At 52.2% G+C, this 19,653-nt stretch carries 18 protein-coding genes and 1 pseudogene; 8 read left to right on the top strand and 11 right to left on the bottom strand.

Annotation, left to right across the window (positions count from 1 at the left end; all coding sequences use genetic code 11):
* Nucleotides 1-430 precede the first annotated feature (430 nt).
* Together ACTBDZ_RS06690 and pyk are read left to right on the top strand one after the other, a co-directional pair.
* Nucleotides 431-1,309, top strand: coding sequence for a MurR/RpiR family transcriptional regulator (locus ACTBDZ_RS06690; RefSeq protein ID WP_438814734.1), 879 nt, complete (start codon nucleotides 431-433; stop codon nucleotides 1,307-1,309).
* A gap of 285 nt (nucleotides 1,310-1,594) precedes the next feature.
* The gene (pyk, locus tag ACTBDZ_RS06685) at nucleotides 1,595-3,037 is read left to right on the top strand and encodes a pyruvate kinase (RefSeq protein WP_438814733.1); all 1,443 of its coding nucleotides are present in this window, start codon (nucleotides 1,595-1,597) and stop codon (nucleotides 3,035-3,037) included.
* 161 nt (nucleotides 3,038-3,198) lie between these two features.
* On the opposite strand, the gene ACTBDZ_RS06680 is transcribed toward pyk, so the two are convergent.
* The 4 genes from ACTBDZ_RS06680 to znuA form a co-directional block, all read right to left on the bottom strand.
* Nucleotides 3,199-4,872: a methyl-accepting chemotaxis protein gene (locus ACTBDZ_RS06680; protein WP_438814732.1), complete on the bottom strand. Its 1,674-nt coding sequence runs from the start codon at nucleotides 4,870-4,872 to the stop codon at nucleotides 3,199-3,201.
* 301 nt (nucleotides 4,873-5,173) lie between these two features.
* The gene (lpxM, locus tag ACTBDZ_RS06675) at nucleotides 5,174-6,145 is read right to left on the bottom strand and encodes a lauroyl-Kdo(2)-lipid IV(A) myristoyltransferase (protein WP_438814731.1); all 972 of its coding nucleotides are present in this window, start codon (nucleotides 6,143-6,145) and stop codon (nucleotides 5,174-5,176) included.
* 140 nt (nucleotides 6,146-6,285) lie between these two features.
* Nucleotides 6,286-7,647, bottom strand: coding sequence for a murein DD-endopeptidase MepM (gene mepM, locus ACTBDZ_RS06670; protein ID WP_438814730.1), 1,362 nt, complete (start codon nucleotides 7,645-7,647; stop codon nucleotides 6,286-6,288).
* Nucleotides 7,648-7,659: 12 nt separating this feature from the next.
* A complete protein-coding gene (gene znuA, locus ACTBDZ_RS06665; protein ID WP_438814736.1) occupies nucleotides 7,660-8,742 on the bottom strand; it encodes a zinc ABC transporter substrate-binding protein ZnuA in 1,083 nt (360 codons plus the stop codon).
* A gap of 73 nt (nucleotides 8,743-8,815) precedes the next feature.
* On the opposite strand from znuA, the gene znuC reads away from it, so the two are divergent.
* Both znuC and znuB read left to right on the top strand, forming a co-directional pair.
* The gene (znuC, locus tag ACTBDZ_RS06660) at nucleotides 8,816-9,574 is read left to right on the top strand and encodes a zinc ABC transporter ATP-binding protein ZnuC (RefSeq protein WP_438814729.1); all 759 of its coding nucleotides are present in this window, start codon (nucleotides 8,816-8,818) and stop codon (nucleotides 9,572-9,574) included.
* Nucleotides 9,571-10,356: a zinc ABC transporter permease subunit ZnuB gene (gene znuB, locus ACTBDZ_RS06655; protein ID WP_438814728.1), complete on the top strand. Its 786-nt coding sequence runs from the start codon at nucleotides 9,571-9,573 to the stop codon at nucleotides 10,354-10,356. The genes znuC and znuB overlap by 4 nt, the downstream gene beginning before the upstream one ends.
* 7 nt (nucleotides 10,357-10,363) lie before the next feature.
* Here znuB and ruvB read toward each other — a convergent pair whose 3' ends face one another.
* From ruvB to aspS, 6 genes are all read right to left on the bottom strand, one after another.
* Nucleotides 10,364-11,365, bottom strand: a complete 1,002-nt coding sequence (gene ruvB / locus ACTBDZ_RS06650) for a Holliday junction branch migration DNA helicase RuvB (protein ID WP_438814727.1) — start codon at nucleotides 11,363-11,365, stop codon at nucleotides 10,364-10,366.
* A 10-nt stretch (nucleotides 11,366-11,375) separates the two neighbouring features.
* A complete protein-coding gene (ruvA, locus tag ACTBDZ_RS06645) occupies nucleotides 11,376-11,996 on the bottom strand; it encodes a Holliday junction branch migration protein RuvA (RefSeq protein WP_438814726.1) in 621 nt (206 codons plus the stop codon).
* 82 nt (nucleotides 11,997-12,078) lie between these two features.
* Complete coding sequence (gene ruvC, locus ACTBDZ_RS06640) at nucleotides 12,079-12,600, bottom strand: crossover junction endodeoxyribonuclease RuvC (RefSeq protein WP_438814725.1); 522 nt, start codon at nucleotides 12,598-12,600, stop codon at nucleotides 12,079-12,081.
* Between the two features lie 49 nt (nucleotides 12,601-12,649).
* Nucleotides 12,650-13,393: a YebC/PmpR family DNA-binding transcriptional regulator gene (locus tag ACTBDZ_RS06635; protein WP_438814724.1), complete on the bottom strand. Its 744-nt coding sequence runs from the start codon at nucleotides 13,391-13,393 to the stop codon at nucleotides 12,650-12,652.
* Between the two features lie 23 nt (nucleotides 13,394-13,416).
* Nucleotides 13,417-13,860: a dihydroneopterin triphosphate diphosphatase gene (gene nudB, locus ACTBDZ_RS06630; RefSeq protein WP_438814723.1), complete on the bottom strand. Its 444-nt coding sequence runs from the start codon at nucleotides 13,858-13,860 to the stop codon at nucleotides 13,417-13,419.
* 6 nt (nucleotides 13,861-13,866) lie between these two features.
* Nucleotides 13,867-15,651: an aspartate--tRNA ligase gene (gene aspS / locus ACTBDZ_RS06625; RefSeq protein ID WP_438814722.1), complete on the bottom strand. Its 1,785-nt coding sequence runs from the start codon at nucleotides 15,649-15,651 to the stop codon at nucleotides 13,867-13,869.
* A 394-nt stretch (nucleotides 15,652-16,045) separates the two neighbouring features.
* On the opposite strand from aspS, the gene ACTBDZ_RS06620 reads away from it, so the two are divergent.
* The 4 genes from ACTBDZ_RS06620 to cmoB all read left to right on the top strand — a co-directional run bounded on the left by ACTBDZ_RS06620 (nucleotide 16,046) and on the right by cmoB (nucleotide 19,281).
* Complete coding sequence (locus tag ACTBDZ_RS06620; protein WP_438814735.1) at nucleotides 16,046-16,858, top strand: DUF72 domain-containing protein; 813 nt, start codon at nucleotides 16,046-16,048, stop codon at nucleotides 16,856-16,858.
* 191 nt (nucleotides 16,859-17,049) lie between these two features.
* Entirely contained in the window at nucleotides 17,050-17,445 is a 396-nt protein-coding gene (locus ACTBDZ_RS06615) for an MAPEG family protein (RefSeq protein WP_291969580.1), read from the top strand.
* A 124-nt stretch (nucleotides 17,446-17,569) separates the two neighbouring features.
* Nucleotides 17,570-18,313 (top strand): carboxy-S-adenosyl-L-methionine synthase CmoA, encoded by a 744-nt coding sequence (cmoA, locus tag ACTBDZ_RS06610; RefSeq protein ID WP_438814721.1) that lies wholly within the window; start codon nucleotides 17,570-17,572, stop codon nucleotides 18,311-18,313.
* On the top strand, nucleotides 18,310-19,281 hold the full coding sequence (cmoB, locus tag ACTBDZ_RS06605; protein WP_438814720.1) for a tRNA 5-methoxyuridine(34)/uridine 5-oxyacetic acid(34) synthase CmoB: 972 nt from the start codon (nucleotides 18,310-18,312) through the stop codon (nucleotides 19,279-19,281). The genes cmoA and cmoB overlap by 4 nt, the downstream gene beginning before the upstream one ends.
* A gap of 303 nt (nucleotides 19,282-19,584) precedes the next feature.
* On the opposite strand, the pseudogene ACTBDZ_RS06600 reads toward cmoB, so the two are convergent.
* Nucleotides 19,585-19,653 (bottom strand): annotated as a pseudogene (locus ACTBDZ_RS06600) (surface-adhesin E family protein); the annotation flags it as partial.

The raw sequence follows: 19,653 nt of genomic DNA, 5'->3' as shown, positions 1-19,653 counted from the left end.
AGGAAGCAATGTCTCAATCCTAGCCCATTGATCATCTCGAAGTGCATAGCGACGTGTCATCTCTTACTTTTTAGGCCAAAGTAGACAATCATACACGCTTATCCAAGCATTTGATGACAGGCCCTAGGACCCGTAAACCCGTCAATAAATGTCATTAAGTTTCATAATGTGCATCACGTAATGATGAAAAAAATCCACTGTATGAATGACTGAAACGGTTTAGGCGTTCCTCCAAAAGAGAAATTTTCTGTCTTTTCTGACAGTCGGTTACTTTTTTGAAAGTTAGACACACGTCATGTTCTCAGAAAAAAAATGCGCAGCCTTACGCAGTTTTCCCTGCCAACCCGATATAGGGCGTAGTATATTCCCATGAATTCTGCATCGGTTTCCCTCTGGTTGAAATCGATAAAACCGCACATGGTCTCATTATATGAACATGCTGGACAAAATTCTGAGCCACCTTGAGCTCCTCAGCAAATCAGAACGAAAAGTGGCAGAGGTTATTTTGGCGGCACCACACACCGCCATCCGCTCCAGTATTGCCACACTGGCTGGCATGGCGGAGGTCAGTGAGCCCACCGTCAACCGCTTCTGCCGCCGTTTGGAAACCAAAGGCTTTCCCGATTTCAAACTTCATCTGGCGCAAAGTATTGCCAATGGCACGCCGTATGTTAACCGTAACGTCGATGAAGATGACAGCGTCGATTCCTATACCAGCAAAATTTTTGAATCCACCATGACAGGGCTGGAACACGCCAAATCGAATCTGGACATCACCGCAGTCAATCGTGCCGTCGATCTGCTGACGCAGGCCAAGAAAATTTCATTTTTCGGCTTTGGTGCTTCTGCCGCCGTGGCGCACGATGCAATGAACAAATTCTTCCGCTTTAATATTCCTGTCGTTTACTTTGATGACATTGTTATGCAGCGCATGAGTTGCATGAACTCCAGCGATGGAGACGTTGTGGTGCTGATCTCCCATACCGGCAGGACCAAAAGTCTGGTTGAAATGGCCCAGTTAGCGCGGGAAAACGATGCAACGGTTATCGCCATCACGTCAGATGCCAGCCCCCTCGCCCATGAGGCGTCTTTGACGCTGCGCGTCGATGTGCCGGAGGACACGGATGTTTACATGCCCATGGTGTCCCGTATCGCGCAGTTAACGCTGATTGACGTATTGGCGACCGGCTTTACGCTGCGTCGCGGTGCCAAATTCAGGAATAACCTTAAGCGCGTCAAGGAAGCCTTACGGGAGTCGCGCTTTGACAAAAGTGACCGTTTTGGGGGTTCCTACGGTAACGAGCACTAAGCACTTGTTTTATAAATTTATGTTTATATAAACATGTGTTTTTATTAATATATTGTTTTTGTTAGCACAATGCGTTTGTATTTAATGAGTTACCCAACATGATAACCATAACAAGGGGAAGGGTTGGCTATCCTTAAGGAATAATGGCTGCTATACATGACCATTGCCCGGTACTGCCACCCGAACTTAACCACGGATGCGGGCCGCGTTTGCGCTTTACCTGATGCGAGAGCGCGGTTCGGCACTACTCACTTCACTATTGCTTCACAAGTCACGGAGTTATACATGTCCAGACGGCTCAGAAGAACCAAAATCGTCACTACGCTGGGGCCAGCTACCGACCGCGACAATAATCTGGAAAAGGTCATTGCCGCAGGCGCTAACGTAGTCCGCCTGAATTTTTCGCACGGTACGCCTGAAGATCATCAGCTGCGTGCGGACAAAGTGCGGGAAATCGCAGCAAAATTGGGCCGCCATGTGGCAATTCTGGGCGACCTCCAGGGGCCAAAAATTCGCGTTTCAACCTTCAAGGAAGGCAAAGTCTTCCTGAACGTTGGCGACAAATTCCTGCTGGACGCCAACCTGGGCAAAGGTGAAGGCGATAAAGAAAAAGTGGGCATCGACTACAAAGGCTTGCCAGCCGATGTGGTGCCAGGTGACATTTTGTTGCTTGACGATGGTCGCGTACAGTTAAAAGTATTGCGTGTGGACGGCATGAAAGTGTTTACCGAAGTGACCGTTGGCGGCCCTCTGTCCAATAATAAAGGGATTAACAAGCTCGGTGGCGGCCTGTCTGCCGAAGCCTTAACCGAGAAAGATAAAGCCGATATCATCACAGCGGCCAAAATTGGCGTCGATTATCTGGCTGTGTCTTTCCCTCGCTGCGGCGAAGACCTCAATTACGCACGTCGACTGGCACGCGATGCCGGCAGTCAAGCGAAGATCGTTTCCAAGGTAGAACGGGCGGAAGCAGTCGCGACAGACGAAGCCATGGATGACATCATTCTGGCCTCCGACGTGGTAATGGTGGCACGTGGCGATCTGGGGGTTGAAATTGGTGACCCGGAACTGGTCGGTATTCAGAAGAAACTGATCCGTCGTGCACGTCAGTTGAACCGTGCAGTGATCACCGCGACCCAGATGATGGAGTCCATGATCACCAACCCAATGCCGACCCGTGCCGAAGTCATGGATGTCGCCAACGCCGTGTTGGATGGCACCGATGCCGTAATGCTGTCAGCAGAAACCGCTGCCGGCCAGTACCCGGCAGAGACCGTCGCAGCGATGGCCAGCGTGTGTCTCGGCGCGGAAAAAATCCCGAGCATTAATGTGTCCAAACACCGTCTGGATGTGCAATTCGATAACATCGAAGAATCGATTGCCATGTCCACGATGTATGCCGCAAATCACCTGAAAGGCATTACCGCCATTATTGCCATGACAGAGTCTGGCCGCACCGCGCTGATGATGTCTCGTATCAGTTCCGGTTTACCCATTTTCGCCATGTCTCGCCATGAGCACACCTTGAATCTCGCGGCGCTTTACCGTGGTGTTACACCGGTACATTTTGACAGTTACACTGACGGTGTTGCCGCGGCTAACGATGCGGTTATTCGTTTACGAGACAAAGGTTTCCTGGTGTCTGGGGATCTGGTTATCGTCACTCAAGGCGACGTCATGAGTACGGTAGGCACCACTAACACCTGCCGCATTTTGCGCGTCGAATAATCTTTTTCTACGAAATAATAAAAGCCCCTGAATCAGGGCTTTTATTTTGGTGACAAACCTATCTAAAACAGTTGTTCCCACCTACTCCCAGTCATTCCCGCCGAGGACGACGGGGGCTGGCAGTCTGTTTCTTATTACTTTTTTACTGCGAACGGTTGCGTTTAAAACGTTTCCCAATTTCCTTCCGCTTTGGGGGCAGTTTTTTGCGCAGCTAATACCGGCACTGGGCTGGCTGCTACCGGTTTGCGTACCGTCACAGCTTTTGGCGCTGATCCTACCGAAGCCAATTGGAAGATAGAAACGATTTGATTGAGATAACGTGCCTGCTCTTCCAGCGAAGCAGAAGCGGAAGCCGATTGTTCAACCAACGCCGCGTTTTGCTGCGTCACGCTATCCATTTCCACCACGGCCTGCCCTACCTGGCTGATCCCTTTGCTCTGTTCGCTCGATGCCGAAGCAATCTCACCCATGATGTCCGTTACACTGGTCACCGCTTTGACAATATTCTCCATGGCACTGCCTGCCAGCGCCACCTGATCCGAGCCAATTTTGACATTATTGACGGATTCATCGATCAGCGTTTCAATTTCTTTTGCCGCCTGAGCGCTACGCTGGGACAGGTTACGCACTTCTCCTGCCACTACGGCAAAACCTCGCCCTTGTTCGCCTGCGCGTGCGGCTTCAACGGCCGCATTCAGCGCCAGGATGTTGGTCTGGAAGGCAATGCCGTTAATCACGGAAATGATATCGGCAATTTTTTGCGAGCTGCTGCTGATCGTGCTCATGGTTTTGATCACGCCGTTAACGATATCACCGCCTTCATTTGCGGTCTGCGAAGCGTTCTTCGCGACCAGACTGGCCTGATTGGCGTTATCCGCATTTTGTTTCACCACTGCGCTCAACTGCTCCATGCTGGCAGCAGTTTGCTCTAACGCTGATGCCTGCTCTTCGGTGCGCGATGAAAGATCGGTGTTGCCCGACGCAATTTCCCCGGCGCTGCGGTAAATTTCTTCTGCGCTACCGCGAATATCCGATACGGTCTTCACCCAGTTGTTCTGCATTTGCTGAACGAAAGGAGCCAACCTGCCAACACAGTTTTTCCCCATCTGCTCCAAAGGCGTATGCAAAATGCCCTCTGCCAATACTTCCAGGTGCTGCTGAATGCGCTCCAACGGACGAACCACGAACGCCGCCAGATAGCGATCGGTCAACACCACAATTACCGCGCCTACGGTCAGCGCGGCAATCAGGATACGTTTGCACCACTCCACCCAACCGCTAATGCGCTTCTGTGCCTGCTCTTTTAAATCAGAGATAACCGCGTTGTATTTGTCGATAGCCGTCGTGAAATCACGATGCAGTTCGCGATAAGCGCCACTGGAGATCTGTTGAAAGGTATCCGCACGATCGCCTTTCAACGCCTCATACATCGGAACCATGGCCTGACTATACAGCCTATAGGAACTGTTATAGATTTCATCTACCGTCACGTTATTGATATTGGCGTGATCGGTCACCTTAAAAGTGTCCAGGCCCTGTTTTAAACGGGCCAACTCTTCCTCTGCCGTGCGCAATTCAGTAGCGAGTAACGTTGGGTTGTTACCGGTTTTCGCTTCAGCGGCGCGATCCAATGCGCTTTTCGCACGGTAATATTGACCGCTGGCGCCATTGATAATGTCGCCGTTAATTTGCTGTACGTTGGTGAGATCAATTTCATCGTTAAGCTGGCTAAGCGAGTAGAGAGCAAACGCCGAAACGCCGCCCCACAGCAAGGAGAACAGGATCAGGATAAGCACCAGCATGGTTCTTATTTTGGTATCGCGGATAAAATTCATAATATTTGCCCTGGAAAGGTAATGATTATGGGTTCATCGGAGTGAACCAAATCCATGCTTCCTTGCGTGGAAACCGCGCAAGTCTACCTGCGGGCCGTGATTATCCATAGTTGTGTAACGCTCAATGCGTTAAGGTTATCGACATGTTACTGATACACTTGAGGGTTACGTTAAAATATTTTTATTATAATTAAAAAAACATGTAATTTAGCGGTGGGTACTAAGAGGGACAACAGAGGGTAATACAGAATACGTGGTAACAGGCTGGCGCCTGTTACCGTCGCGTTGGCTAGAGAGCAACTTAGTCGCGAAAGAGATCGTCCCGGCAGTAGGGTTCTGTCTCACCCGGTTTGCGGGTTTTCAACAGCTTCAAAATCCAGGTGTACTGCTCCGGGTTCGGGCTGACCAATTGTTCGACTTCTTCATTCATCCGGCGTGCAATCTGGACGTCATCCGCCTCAAGTAAATCATCCATTGGAGGACGGATCACCACATCCAGTACCCCTTCTGCGGCGTTATACACCGGAAACAGCGGTACCACGGAGGCTTTACAGACCTTCATCAAACGACCGATAGCGGGTAAGGTAGCTTTGTAGGTGGCAAAAAAATCAACAAATTCGCTGTGTTCAGGACCGTGATCCTGATCGGGCAGATAATAGCCCCAGTAACCATTACGAATTGAGCTCACAAAAGGCTTGATGCCATCATTTCGGGCATGAACGCGGCCATTAGTGCAAAGGCGTGCGCTGTTCCACAGATAATCAACCAGCGGATTTTTTTGATTATGCATCATTGCCGCAATTTTTTGCCCTTTGGCAGAGATCAGCATGGCGGGAATATCAACACCCCACCCATGAGGCACCAAAAAGATGATATTGCGCTCTTGCTGCTGAAGCGCTTCGACGGTTTCCCAACCGTGCCAGCGCAGTTTTTTCTGCACATGAGCCGGACCACGAACCGCCACCTCGGCCATCATCACCATCGCCTGCGGTGCGGTAGCAAACATCCTGTCGATAATCGCTTCCCGCTTCGATTCCGACAGTTCAGGAAAACAATAGAGCAGATTGATTCTGGCTCGTCTTCTCGCACCTTTGGCAAACCGTCCTACCAGTTTGCCCAACTGTCCCAACACTGGGTCTCGCCAGCGAGCGGGTACATAAGCGGTTGCCGCCATGGCTCCTGCGGCTAGCCAGACTCCCCAGTAACGCGGTAGATAAAATTCGCGTTTGAATTCGGGGATAAACTCGGCGCTATTTTTTTTCTCTGTGTTCATGCCTTAACTCTTCATATACAACATAGGGTAATGATAATTGTCCGCTCAGGTTTTGCAATCATCTTACCTATAAACGCATGACGGGTATAAATAAAACAGCCGACAGCAAGCTGTCGGCTGAAGATTAACAATGCAAGATATTAATCAAACTTGAGCTGCGGAGTCACCTCTCTGACCTGCGCCAGATACTCGCGACGCTCCCGACCCGCCAACCCTTCCGAGCGCGGTAGTTTCGCCGTCAACGGGTTCACCGCTTGCTGGTTGATCCAGAACTCATAGTGCAAATGTGGGCCAGTTGAGCGTCCGGTATTGCCGGAGAGCGCAATACGATCGCCGCGTTTCACTTTCTGCCCGGGTTTCACCAGCAGGCGATTTAAGTGCATATAGCGCGTGGTATATTGGCGCCCGTGGCGGACCTCAACGAAGTTGCCAGTATCCGGCCCGCGCGATGCGGCCACCACTTCACCATCCCCAACCGACAGCACCGGAGTCCCTACTGGCATGGAGAAATCCACACCGCGGTGCGGCGTCACTCGCCCGGTGACCGGATTGAGGCGACGCGGATTAAAATTCGAAGAGACGCGGAATTGCTTCATGGTAGGGAAACGCATGAAGCCACGGGTTAACCCTGAGCCTTCTCGATCGTAGAACTTGCCGTCTGCCGCGCGGATAGCAAAGTAATCCTTATCGCCAGTGTTAAGACGAACACCGATCAATTCGCTCTGTTCACTGCGGCCATCGAGAATTTCCCGAGACAGCAATACCGAGAAATTATCGTCTTTGCGCAGTTTGCGGAAATCGAGCTGCCATTGCAGCGCCTTGATCACTGCACTGACTTCACTGTCAGTCAGCCCCACCGCTTTGGCGCTCTGCACAAAACTGCCACTCAGGCGACCGTTGATAACGCGGTTGTGCCACTCCCCTTTCTGCATCTCAACGCGTTCTTTAAAACCGTTATCACCGCGCTCGTAGATACGAGTTTCACGGCGCGAAATCTGCCATGTCAGGCTCTGCAACTCACCGTCATCGTTGACCGCCCAGGAGAGCTGCTGCCCGATTTTGAGATTACGCAGGTCGTCGTGTTTGTCAGCCAGCAGCAACACGTCAACCATATCAATGCCGTACTGGGTTAAAATACTGCTCAGGGTATCACCCGTCGACACCACATACTCATGCACGCTGCTGGCATCACTGCCGGTAGTACCCAGCTCATCCGCTGGAATCGCCACTGGCGGCGTCGGTTGCTCAATGCTTTCGCTATCCATCGGCTCACTGGCCTCAGGCGCGAGCGTCTGCGGTTGCGTAACGGTTTGAATGGGTGTGGGAACAGTGTTAATCGGGGCTTCTTTGACGGTAACAGGCGTATCATCAGCGGGGGGATAGACAACGGGCCGCCAAACGGCGACGGCCAGGGTGATGACACTCAACGACCCCAGCATTATGCGATGGGGTCGCGGCAAGTTGTTATACGCTATAGCGATAGTTCGGACTATCTGCTGCACTTATCGGCATCCTCATGATCTCTTCTCCAGGCAGCGGCTATACTGATCGGACAGCTGTAACAGAAACTCGGCATAACTATCCTTACTTAGCGCAATGTTGCTTCCCAATGGATCCAGTACGCCAGTGCGTACATCCGTTCCTTTGGCAACAGCGTTGATAACCGCTGGCCTGAATTGTGGCTCAGCAAAGACACATACTGCCTTCTGCTCAACCAGTTGTGTTCGTATCTGGTGTAAACGCTGTGCACCGGGTTGAATGGCTGGGTTGATAGTGAAATAGCCTAGCGGACTTAACCCGAAACGCTTCTCAAAATAGCCATAGGCATCGTGAAACACGAAGTAGCCCTTCCCCTTGACAGGTGCCAGCATATTAACAACTTTTTCTTCTGTCTGCGCGAGTTGATCTGTAAAATTAAACAGATTCGCGTCTAGTTTGTCTTTCTTTTGTGGCATTAGTTCCAATAATTTTGCATGAATTGCGATTGCAGTCTGTTTTGCCATCTCCGGGGACAGCCAAATGTGCATATTGTACTCGCCGTGATGATGCCCTTCGTGGGCGTCTGCGTCATCATTTGCGCCATGGTCGTGGTGAGCATCAGCACTTCCATGCGCGTGTTCATGCTCGTGTTGATGATCGGCGTCATCATGATCTGCGGCGTCATGATGCTCGTGCTCTTCCGCTTCAGCATGCTCATCCTCGTGATGCTCACTCTCTTTTATCAGCACGCTCTGAATGGCAGGCAAGCTTGCCAACGAAATCTGTGGTGCGGCGGAATGGGATGCCAGCGGCTTGGTTAAAAAGGCTTCCATTTCCGGCCCAACCCAAATAACCAGCTCTGCCGACTGTAAACGCTGGACATCGCTCGGGCGCAGGGCATAATCGTGAGGCGATGCGCCATCCGGCAATAGCACCTCCGTAGGCGTTACCCCATCGGCGATGGCCGCCGCGATGAACCCGAGAGGACGAACGGAAGTAACGACCGCCGCCTGAGCACTTTCGGCAGTGATACCCGCAAAGAATAGTGCACCCGCGACAAACAGGGCTTTCAATTTTTGTTCATTTGGCGATTTTTTCGGTGTGAAGCTGGCTGGCATGCGTGTTTTCTCATTCATTTACCGTTGGTTTTGTAATATTATAACGTCACAGACACTCTACAAACTGAATTTTATGTCTACACTCGTTTCGCTCGATCGCATTTCCGTCGCCTTTGGTGACCGTAACGTGCTTAGCGACATTTCGCTGAACCTGCAATCGGGCCACATTCTCACGCTGCTTGGGCCCAATGGCGCAGGAAAATCCACGCTGGTGCGCGTGGTGCTCGGACTGCTGTCGCCCACGGCAGGCACCCTGCACAAGCAACCGAATTTACGCATTGGCTACGTGCCGCAAAAACTGCATCTGGATGCTACCCTGCCCTTGACCGTGGGTCGCTTTATGCGGTTACGTCCTGGCGTTAAGCAACAGGATATTTTGCCTGCGCTCAAGCGGGTACAGGCCGCTCATTTGTTGGATCAACCGATGCAAAAGCTCTCGGGTGGCGAGACACAGCGGGTGTTGCTGGCACGTGCGCTACTCAATCAGCCTCAATTGCTGGTGTTGGACGAGCCGACACAGGGGGTGGATGTCAACGGACAATTGGCGCTGTACGACCTTATCAACCAGTTGCTGCAGGAGTTTAACTGCGGCGTGTTGATGGTTTCGCACGACTTGCTCTTGGTGATGGCCAAAACCGACGAAGTACTGTGCCTGAATCAGCATGTGTGCTGTTCGGGGGCGCCAGAGGCCGTCTCTCTGCATCCTCAATTTCTCGCCATGTTCGGCCCGCGCGGCGCAGAGCAACTGGCGGTGTATCGCCACCACCATAATCATCGTCACGATTTAAATGGACGCATTATTTTAAAACGACAGGGCGGCAACGACGCATGATTGACATTTTGCTCCCCGGTTGGCTGGCCGGTATTTTTCTCGCATGCGCGGCGGGTCCGCTCGGTTCGTTCGTAGTCTGGCGACGGATGTCTTACTTCGGTGATACTCTGGCCCATGCCTCTCTGCTGGGTGTCGCCATCGGTTTTCTGCTGGATATCAACGTCTATTACGCCGTGATTCTGGTAACACTGCTGCTGGCACTGGGATTGGTGTGGCTTGAACGACGCCCGTATCTTGCCATCGACACACTGCTTGGCATCATGGCGCACAGCGCGCTGTCGTTAGGACTGGTGGTGGTTAGCCTGATGAACAACATTCGTGTTGATTTGATGGCCTACCTGTTTGGTGATTTGCTGTCGGTAACGACGCAGGATTTGTGGTTGATTGGACCGGGCGTGCTGGTGGTGATTGCCATCATGTGCTGGCAATGGCGTTCATTGCTTTCCATAACCATCAGCCAGGAGTTGGCACACGTAGACGGCGTCAATTTACAGCGCACCCGTTTGATCCTGATGCTGGTAACCGCATTGACTATCGGGCTGGCAATGAAATTTGTCGGTGCGCTGATCATCACCTCATTGCTGATCATTCCTGCCGCCACCGCGCGCCGTTTTGCGCGCACGCCGGAGCAGATGGCGGGATTGGCGGTGGTACTGGGGATGCTCGCCGTGACCGGCGGCCTGATCTTCTCCGCCTTGTACAACACCCCAGCGGGCCCTTCCGTGGTGCTCAGCGCCTCATTTCTGTTTATGCTGAGTCTGATTCGCAAACAACCCGCCTGAAGGCGGGTCAGGTTCTATCGATACCGAAATGGCGATACGCGTGCGCGGTGGCAATACGCCCGCGCGGCGTACGCTGAATAAAGCCCTGCTGAATCAGGTAAGGCTCCAGCACATCTTCAATGGTTTCCCGCTCTTCACCGATGGCCGCCGCCAGATTATCCAGACCCACTGGCCCACCGGTAAATTTATCGATGATGGCCAGCAGCAGTTTGCGATCCATATAATCGAAGCCTTCTGTGTCTACCGCCAGCATATCCAGCGCCAGCCTCGCAGTTTCGGCATTGATGGCTCCACTCGATTTTACCTCTGAGTAATCACGGACCCGTCGCAGCAAACGGTTGGCAATACGCGGCGTGCCACGGGAACGTCGAGCCACTTCTAACGCCCCCTCATCGGTAAGATCCAGCCCAAGGCATGCCGCGCTGCGGCCGACAATATGCTGTAAATCCTCGACCTTGTAGAATTCGAGCCGTTGCACAATGCCAAAACGATCACGCAGTGGTGACGTCAAAGAGCCAGCACGGGTCGTCGCGCCAATCAGGGTAAACGGGGGAAGATCGAGTTTAATCGAACGCGCGGCGGGTCCCTCACCGATCATGATATCCAGTTGATAATCTTCCATCGCGGGATAGAGCACCTCTTCCACCACGGGCGACAAACGGTGAATTTCATCGATAAACAACACATCATGCGGTTCAAGGTTGGTCAACAGTGCGGCCAAGTCGCCAGCCTTCTCCAACACTGGGCCTGATGTGGTGCGCAGGTTCACGTTCATCTCATTGGCAACGATATTGGCGAGCGTGGTTTTCCCTAAACCGGGCGGACCAAAAATCAGCAGGTGATCCAGTGCATCACCCCGTTTACGTGCCGCCTCAATAAAGATTTCCATCTGCTCGCGCACCTGAGGCTGTCCGACGTATTCCGCCAGCATGCGCGGACGAATCGCTCGGTCAATGATCTCTTCTTCAGGTATTTCTTGCGCGGAGATCAGACGGTCGGCTTCAATCATGGCAATCCCCTTACAGTGCCGCGCGCAGCGCTTCGCGGATCAGTGTCTCACAGTCCGCACCGGGTCGGGCGATTTTGGATACCATCCGGCTGGCTTCCTGCGGTTTGTATCCCAAGGCCACCAGCGCTGAGGCCGCTTCACTTTCCGGATCTTCTTCTGGCACAGCGGTAGGGGCTGAACTGCTGAGAGGGACATCGAGGGCCGCGGGATTAAACAGGTCTCCGCTCATCCCTTTAAAGCGGTCCTTCATTTCTACTACTAGCCGCTCTGCCGTTTTCTTACCGACCCCCGGCAATTTGATCAACGTAGCAATCTCTTCTCGTTCAATGGCGCTCACGAACTGCTGCGCAGACATCCCAGAGAGAATAGCCAGCGCCAGTTTCGGCCCAACGCCATTGGTTTTAATCAACTCACGAAATAACACACGTTCTTGCTTGTTGTTAAAACCAAACAATAACTGTGCATCTTCCCGCACCACAAACTGGGTGAAAATAACCGCTTCCTGGTTCAAATCGGGCAGTTCATAAAAGCAGGTCATCGGCATATGGACCTCGTAGCCAACCCCGTTAACTTCGATCAGCACCTGCGGCGGTTGTTTTTCCAGAATGATGCCTCTGAGACGACCAATCACGTTGACCTTCCTTTTCGTTACGTTAAAACCTTTTTGCTAGCTTATAGCATAAAAAAGGCTGGATGAATATCCAGCCTGATGTTCAACGCAGTCGCCCGCGCACTAAATTCAACCTGTCGGGGCCGATACGTGTCAGATTCTGACTCAAATGACAGTGCGTAATGGCGATGGCGAGCGCATCGGCGGCGTCCGCCTGCGGATTCGCTGACAGCTTCAGCAAGGTACGCACCATGTGCTGCACTTGACTTTTTTCTGCCTCACCGGTGCCAACAACCGTCTGTTTCACTTGTCGGGCTGCATATTCAAAAATGGGTAACCCTTGATTGACACCTGCCACAATCGCCACGCCGCGCGCCTGCCCCAATTTCAGGGCAGAATCCGCATTTTTGGCCATAAAAACTTGTTCTATCGCCAGACAATCGGGCTGAAACTGGGTGATTATCTCGCTCACCCCGGCATAAATCAGCTTCAATCGCGTAGGGAGATCGCCCACCCCGGTGCGAATACAACCGCTGCCAACATAGCTGAGCTGACGCCCTTGCTGGCGAATAATGCCATATCCGGTAACACGTGAACCGGGGTCGATGCCAAGAATTAGCGCCATAGCGCATCGCCCCCTGTAAACACGTTAACCACAACCTGCGAAAACACCATTACAGTGTTGCAGCTACCTCGTCGGAAATTTCACCGTTGTGATACACTTCCTGCACATCATCACAGTCTTCCAGCATGTCGATCAGACGCATCAGTTTCGGTGCGATATCGGCATCCATGTCGGCATTGGTCGACGGGATCATGGATACTTCTGCGGATTCGGATTTCAGACCAGCAGCATCCAGCGCATCTTTCACCTGACCGAAGGTTTCCCACGGCGTAAAGACGTCAATCGCGCCGTCGTCGTAGGTCACGACGTCATCCGCACCGGCTTCCAGCGCCGCGTCCATCACCTGATCCTCATCCAAGCCCGGCGCATAAGAGATAACGCCTTTTTTGGTGAACAGATAGGAAACAGAACCATCGGTGCCCAGGTTACCACCACATTTGGTGAAGGCATGGCGCACTTCGGATACGGTACGGTTGCGGTTGTCACTCAGACACTCCACCATCACCGCCGTGCCGCCAGGACCATAACCTTCATAAATGATGGTTTCCATGTTGTTGTCTTCATCACCACCGACACCACGCGCAATAGCACGGTTCAGGGTATCGCGCGTCATGTTGTTGGAGAGCGCTTTATCGATGGCCGCACGCAGACGCGGGTTGGAGCCCGGATCGCCGCCGCCCAAACGCGCCGCCGTCACCAGTTCGCGGATAATTTTGGTAAAGATTTTGTCGCGTTTTGCATCCTGCGCCGCTTTACGATGTTTTGTGTTGGCCCACTTACTATGACCTGCCATAAAAATCTCCGAAAAAAGCCTCTTCAGGCCGGATAAATAACAAATTCTTCAATCGCCTGCCGGTTGCTCCACGATTTGGTCAGTTGCGCCGCCTCAGGCGCCGCTAACCAACGGTAGGCAAGATTCTCGGTGAGAATCACCTCGCGTTCACTCTGCAACGCCAGACAGAACCAGTGTTCCATGTTGTGCGTGATTCCAGGGGCATAGCGACGTCTCAAATGAGCAAAAAGCTCAAACTCGACACAGCGCTGACAGTCAAACAGTGATAATCTCTCAACGGCGATATCGATGTTAACTTCTTCTTTCACTTCGCGCTGCGCGGTAAGCGCCGCAGTTTCACCCTCCTCAAGGCTGCCGGTAACCGACTGCCAAAAATCGGGACCGTCGCGACGCTGAAGCATCAGCACCCGTCCGGAATCCTGAGCATAAATAACGATCAGGGCCGAAACGGGACGCTTATAAGCCATCGGCTGTTACTCCGCATCCTGCACAGGTTTTGCTTTCGTCACCACGGCAATAGACAGTTCTTCCAAGGCTGCCGGGTTGGCGTAACTCGGAGCCTCCGTCATCAGACAGGCTGCTGCGGTGGTTTTCGGGAAAGCGATCACGTCACGAATGTTTTCAGTACCGGTCAACAGCATCACCAGACGGTCCAGACCGAACGCCAGACCAGCATGCGGCGGTGTACCGTATTTCAATGCATCCAACAGGAAGCCAAATTTTTCGCGCTGTTCCTGCTCGTTGATGCCCAGAATACGGAACACGGTCTGTTGCATGGCGCTGCTGTGAATACGCACGGCACCACCGCCCACTTCATAGCCGTTAAGTACCATATCGTACGCGTTAGCGATGGCGGAAACCGGGTTACTTTCCAGGGCTTCAGGCGTCATATCACGCGGTGAAGTAAACGGGTGGTGCATGGCGGCCAACCCGCCTTCGCCATCGTCTTCAAACATCGGGAAGTCGATGACCCACAGCGGTTTCCAACTTGCCAGATTGGTCAGGCCGAGATCGCGTCCCAGTTTAAGACGCAGCGCACCCAACGCATCCGTCACCACTTTCGCGCTATCTGCACCGAAGAACAGAATGTCTCCGTCTTCGGTTGCCGTGCGCTCCAACAGCGCTGCCAGCAGCGATTCATTCAGGAATTTAGCCACCGGGCTGGAAATGCCTTCGAGCCCTTTCGCTTTCTCATTCACTTTAATATAGGCGAGACCCTTGGCACCGTAGATCTCGATAAATTTGCCGTATTCATCAATCTGTTTGCGGCTCAATTGCGCACCGCCCGGTACGCGAATCACCGCCACACGATCTTTGGCATCGTTAGCCGGACCGGAGAACACTTTAAAGTCGATCGTTTTGAGCAGATCGGCGACATCAACCAGTTCCAACGGGTTACGCAGGTCAGGTTTGTCGGAGCCAAAGCGACGCATGGCTTCAGCAAACGTCATGATCGGGAAATCCCCCAGATCGACGCTCAAAATCTCTTGCCACAGTTCGCGCACCAGTTTTTCCATCACTTCACGCACCTGCGGTACCGTCATGAAGGAGGTTTCGACGTCGATCTGGGTAAATTCCGGCTGGCGATCCGCACGCAGATCCTCATCACGGAAGCATTTAACAATCTGGTAGTAACGGTCGAAACCGGACATCATCAGCAATTGTTTGAACAACTGCGGCGATTGCGGCAGCGCATAGAATTTGCCCTTGTGCACTCGGCTTGGCACCAGGTAATCACGCGCCCCTTCCGGCGTGGCTTTGGTCAGCATCGGCGTTTCAATATCCAGAAAATCGTGGCTGTCCATAAAGCGACGCACAAAACTGGTAATACGCGCGCGGGTTTTTAACCGCGTCGCCATTTCAGGGCGGCGCAAATCAAGATAGCGGTATTTTAAACGCGCTTCTTCGGTGTTGGTTTGGTTAGCATCCAGCGGCAGCGGCTCTGAGCGGTTGATAATCGTCAGCGCGGTCGCAAACACTTCCACTTCGCCCGTAGACATATCCTTATTCACCTGGCTTTCAGGGCGCGCACGCACCACGCCGGTCAGTTGAATGCAGAATTCGTTACGCAGTTCTGACGCCAAAGTGAAAGCATCCTGCCGATCGGGGTCGAAAAACACCTGGACCACGCCATCGCGGTCACGCATATCGATAAAAATCAAACCACCCAGATCGCGGCGACGGTTAACCCAACCGCACAATGTCACTTCCTGGCCCACATGGGACGCGTTTAGTTGTCCACAATATTCAGTACGCATTACGATGTCCTTTTGAGCAATCACGCTAGAAACCATCTCAACGAGATATAATCACACCTACAACAACCACGTCTGAGAGCACCGGCCAGACCGCATCGTCACAGTGAGCGCAAAACTCAGGCTCCATAAAACCCATCGGCTCTATAAAACACACGGGTTCCACAAACACAGCGGCATTTCCCCACGCATCAGGTTACAACGGTGTTTTTTTGCGCGGAATGGTTGTTCTGGATTGCTGTTCAGTAAAAAAAGGTGGCTATTATAAAGGATATTCCCCGGAACGATAAGAGTGAAGCGGTTTCCGGGCAGTGATATGTCGCAAGAATTGTGAGAATTCCCTCCAGGTTAAAAAAATGTTTTACTGTCCATCACTCTGTTAATGGGTTGCAACGGAATATTTATTGGCTTACCACAATGGCAACATCCCGCCTGGCACAAGTTCGGACTGCGCACGCTGGCTGACTACGCGCAGTATTTCAACTGTGTGGAAGGTAACACCACGTTTTATGCGCTACCCAGTGCCGACAGCGTATTGCGTTGGCGGGACATGACCTCTGACAGTTTCCGTTTCTGTTTCAAATTTCCTGCCACCATCAGCCATCAGGCGGGGTTGCGTCACTGTGAAGAGGAAACGCGTCAGTTTTTTCATTGCCTGCAACCGCTCGCCTCGCGTGTTGGACAATTCTGGTTGCAGCTTCCTGCGGCCTTTTCGCCCGAGCAACTCCCCGATTTATGGTGTTTTCTCGATACGCTGCCGCAGGAATTCAGCTACGGCGTCGAAGTTCGCCACCTTGCCTTTTTTGCCAAAGGTGAAGATAAACGGCAACTGAACCAAGGGTTTGCGCAGCGCGCTATCGATAGGATCATGCTCGACAGTCGCCCGGTGCACCACGCGCGACCGGATACGCCCGCCTTGCTGGAAGCCCAACGGAAAAAACCGCGTTTGCCGGTTCATGCGCTGTTGACTGCACAGCACCCCGCCATCCGTTTTATTGGCAATGAAGATATTGCAGACAATTTGCGCTGGTTTGCACCCTGGATTGATAAACTAAAGGTCTGGCAGGAACATTCTCCGTATCTGTTTATCCATACGCCTGACATTGGCAATGTACTCCCGCTGGCACTGGCGATATGGCCGTTATTAGAGCCGGTTATCGCTGCCTGCCCGCCGCGCCCTGACTGGCCGCAACAGGACACCTTATTTTAAACAAATATAAAACAGCAACGTATTAAAAGGCTTTTTTTAGCATTTTTTATTATAACTTCAGGTTTTGAACTGCTTTTTTTTAAAAGCAGACATTACAGGCGACAGTCTGACAGCAGACAGTTATCATTCTGCCAGCCGAAGTCGGTTAATATTTTCTGTCAGGCAATGTTTGCCCGACAATGGAGTGGAACATGGTAAGCGCGCTCTATGTGGTGCTTGGCGCATTGTTGCTGGTAAAACTGTCTCTCGATGTGGTGAAACTGCGTATGCAATACCGCGTAGCATACGGAGACGGTGGTTTTTATGAATTACAGACCGCCATTCGGGTGCACGGTAATGCCGTCGAATACCTCCCCATCGGCGCTATTCTTCTGGTGCTGATGGAAATGAACGGTGCCTTGATCGCTATGATCCACCTGTGCGGTATATTGCTGATTATTGGCCGACTCTTTCACTACGTGGGCTTGCGTCAACGTGAATTCCGCTGGCGTCGTACCGGAATGGCCGCTACCTACGCCTCGCTGGTATTGATGTCACTGTTCAATCTTTACTACCTTCCCTGGGAATTGGTGCTCACTCTGTATTAACAGCGCCTGTGATGTTGGTACGCCGCGTCAACTATGGCGCGCCGCAAGGAAACAGACTTTCTTATCGGTATTTGCTAGACTGTGCCACCTTTTTTATTAACCGCACTGTAATTTCGTGTCCATCATGCCAAATCGCGATACGCTTTTTTCTGTTCCCATAGCCCACCTCGGTGACTGGACCTTTGACGAACGCGTCGCTGAAGTCTTTCCCGATATGGTTCAACGCTCCGTCCCCGGTTATTCGAATATTATTTCCATGATCGGAATGTTGGCCGAACGTTTCGTCAAACCCGATACTCAGATTTACGATCTGGGCTGCTCGCTGGGTGCCGCTACGCTGTCGATACGGCGTAATATTCAGACCACGGGTTGCAACATTATCGCCGTTGACAACTCACCCGCGATGATTGAACGCTGTCGCCGCCACATTGATGCTTTTCGCGCTGCCACCCCCGTCAAGGTAATCGAAGCAGATATCCGCGACATCGTCATCGAAAATGCCTCCCTGGTGGTACTCAACTTCACCTTGCAATTCCTGGCACCGGAAGAACGGCAAACGCTGTTAACGCGTATCTATCAAGGTTTGAACCCCGGTGGTGCGCTGGTGCTATCGGAGAAGTTCAGCTTTGAAGACAGCAAAGTGGGTGAGCTGTTATTCAACATGCACCACGATTTCAAGCGGGCAAATGGCTACAGCGAATTAGAGATCAGCCAAAAACGCAATATGCTGGAAAACGTCATGCTGACCGATTCGGTGGAGACTCATAAATCTCGTCTGGCGCACGCCGGATTTCAACACAGCGAAGTGTGGTTCCAGTGCTTTAATTTTGGTTCGTTACTAGCGCTAAAAGCTGAGGATAAGGCGTGATCGATTTCGGCAATTTTTATCAGCTTATCGCGAAAGGCCCATTGAGCCATTGGTTAAATACGCTGCCAGCCCAACTGAGTGCATGGCAACTGGAATCACTGCATGGCAAATTTAAACAGTGGTTCAATGCCGTTGAAGCCTTGCCTGAACTAACACCCTCGCAGCTAGATGTGCAACACAGCGTCACCGCTGCGTTGCAGCCGGCTCTCAGCAATGGACAGCGTGAAGGGCTGGAAATGCGCCTGCGTCAACTGATGCCGTGGCGTAAAGGCCCCTATTCGCTTTACGGTGTCAATATCGACACCGAATGGCGCTCCGACTGGAAATGGGAGCGGCTAACGCCCCATATCAGCCCCTTGCAGGGTCGTCTGGTATTGGATGTCGGCTGCGGCAGCGGTTATCACCTGTGGCGCATGGTTGGTGCCGGTGCGCATCTGGCCGTGGGTATCGACCCGATGCAGCTTTTCGTCTGCCAATTCGAAGCCGTACGCAAACTGCTGGGTAACGATCAACGTGCGCATGTATTACCGCTTGGTATCGAACAACTGCCGGAACTCGCTGCCTTTGATACCGTGTTCTCCATGGGCGTGCTTTACCATCGCCGCTCGCCGCTCGATCATCTGTGGCAGTTGAAAAATCAGTTGGTTTCCGGCGGAGAGCTGGTGTTGGAAACGCTGGTTATCGAGGGCGATGAGAATGCCGTGCTGGTGCCTGGCGAGCGTTACGCGCAAATGCGCAATGTTTACTTTATTCCCTCAGCCTCGGCACTGGTACGCTGGTTGGAAAAGTGCGGGTTTGTAGATGTGCGTATCGTCGATCATTGCGTCACTACCCTCGAGGAACAGAGCAGAACCTCATGGATGACCACGGAATCACTGGCCGATTTTCTCGATCCTAACGATCGCAGTAAAACCTGCGAAGGTTACCCCGCGCCATTGCGTGCCGTGATTGTGGCACGTAATCCGTAGCATCTCGCCCCGGCTTTACGCCGGGGTTTTACTATCTATTTATCGCAACGTCTAGTCCCGATCCAGAATCTACTTTTTGATATTTCTGACTGCGTTCTATATTTACTTTCGGAAAATTTCATAATGCATAATCGCGTTACATGAAACAAGGCGATAACCTGATATAAAAATAATTATTTTCTTCATATCATCACTCCACTCATAAACAGGGAGTCATCAATATGCTACCGTCCACGTCAAGTGCTACGCGGCTTTGTTGAATAAATCAGAACTTGTAACGACTGTGCCCCATCGGGTCGATTGTTACGTGATGCGAATACTGTTCGGCATTCCTAATAGCGTGATCCGGTTAAGCGCTTTGACCATCGCCAT

The organism is Symbiopectobacterium sp., from assembly GCF_051710365.1.
Lineage (GTDB): Bacteria > Pseudomonadota > Gammaproteobacteria > Enterobacterales > Enterobacteriaceae > Symbiopectobacterium.
This window is presented reverse-complemented; position numbering and strand designations above follow the sequence as displayed.

What these genes read in the sequence shown, in the direction of transcription:
- znuA (WP_438814736.1), bottom strand. Translation starts at nt 8,742, where the DNA reads ATGCCAGCCAGCTTCACACCGAAAAAATCGCCAAATGAACAAAAATTG.
- ACTBDZ_RS06680 (WP_438814732.1), bottom strand. Translation starts at nt 4,872, where the DNA reads ATGAATTTTATCCGCGATACCAAAATAAGAACCATGCTGGTGCTTATC.
- ACTBDZ_RS06690 (WP_438814734.1), top strand. Translation starts at nt 431, where the DNA reads ATGAACATGCTGGACAAAATTCTGAGCCACCTTGAGCTCCTCAGCAAA.
- znuB (WP_438814728.1), top strand. Translation starts at nt 9,571, where the DNA reads ATGATTGACATTTTGCTCCCCGGTTGGCTGGCCGGTATTTTTCTCGCA.
- lpxM (WP_438814731.1), bottom strand. Translation starts at nt 6,145, where the DNA reads ATGAACACAGAGAAAAAAAATAGCGCCGAGTTTATCCCCGAATTCAAA.
- aspS (WP_438814722.1), bottom strand. Translation starts at nt 15,651, where the DNA reads ATGCGTACTGAATATTGTGGACAACTAAACGCGTCCCATGTGGGCCAG.
- cmoA (WP_438814721.1), top strand. Translation starts at nt 17,570, where the DNA reads ATGCCAAATCGCGATACGCTTTTTTCTGTTCCCATAGCCCACCTCGGT.
- pyk (WP_438814733.1), top strand. Translation starts at nt 1,595, where the DNA reads ATGTCCAGACGGCTCAGAAGAACCAAAATCGTCACTACGCTGGGGCCA.
- ruvB (WP_438814727.1), bottom strand. Translation starts at nt 11,365, where the DNA reads ATGATTGAAGCCGACCGTCTGATCTCCGCGCAAGAAATACCTGAAGAA.
- nudB (WP_438814723.1), bottom strand. Translation starts at nt 13,860, where the DNA reads ATGGCTTATAAGCGTCCCGTTTCGGCCCTGATCGTTATTTATGCTCAG.
- znuC (WP_438814729.1), top strand. Translation starts at nt 8,816, where the DNA reads ATGTCTACACTCGTTTCGCTCGATCGCATTTCCGTCGCCTTTGGTGAC.
- ACTBDZ_RS06615 (WP_291969580.1), top strand. Translation starts at nt 17,050, where the DNA reads ATGGTAAGCGCGCTCTATGTGGTGCTTGGCGCATTGTTGCTGGTAAAA.
- ACTBDZ_RS06635 (WP_438814724.1), bottom strand. Translation starts at nt 13,393, where the DNA reads ATGGCAGGTCATAGTAAGTGGGCCAACACAAAACATCGTAAAGCGGCG.
- ruvC (WP_438814725.1), bottom strand. Translation starts at nt 12,600, where the DNA reads ATGGCGCTAATTCTTGGCATCGACCCCGGTTCACGTGTTACCGGATAT.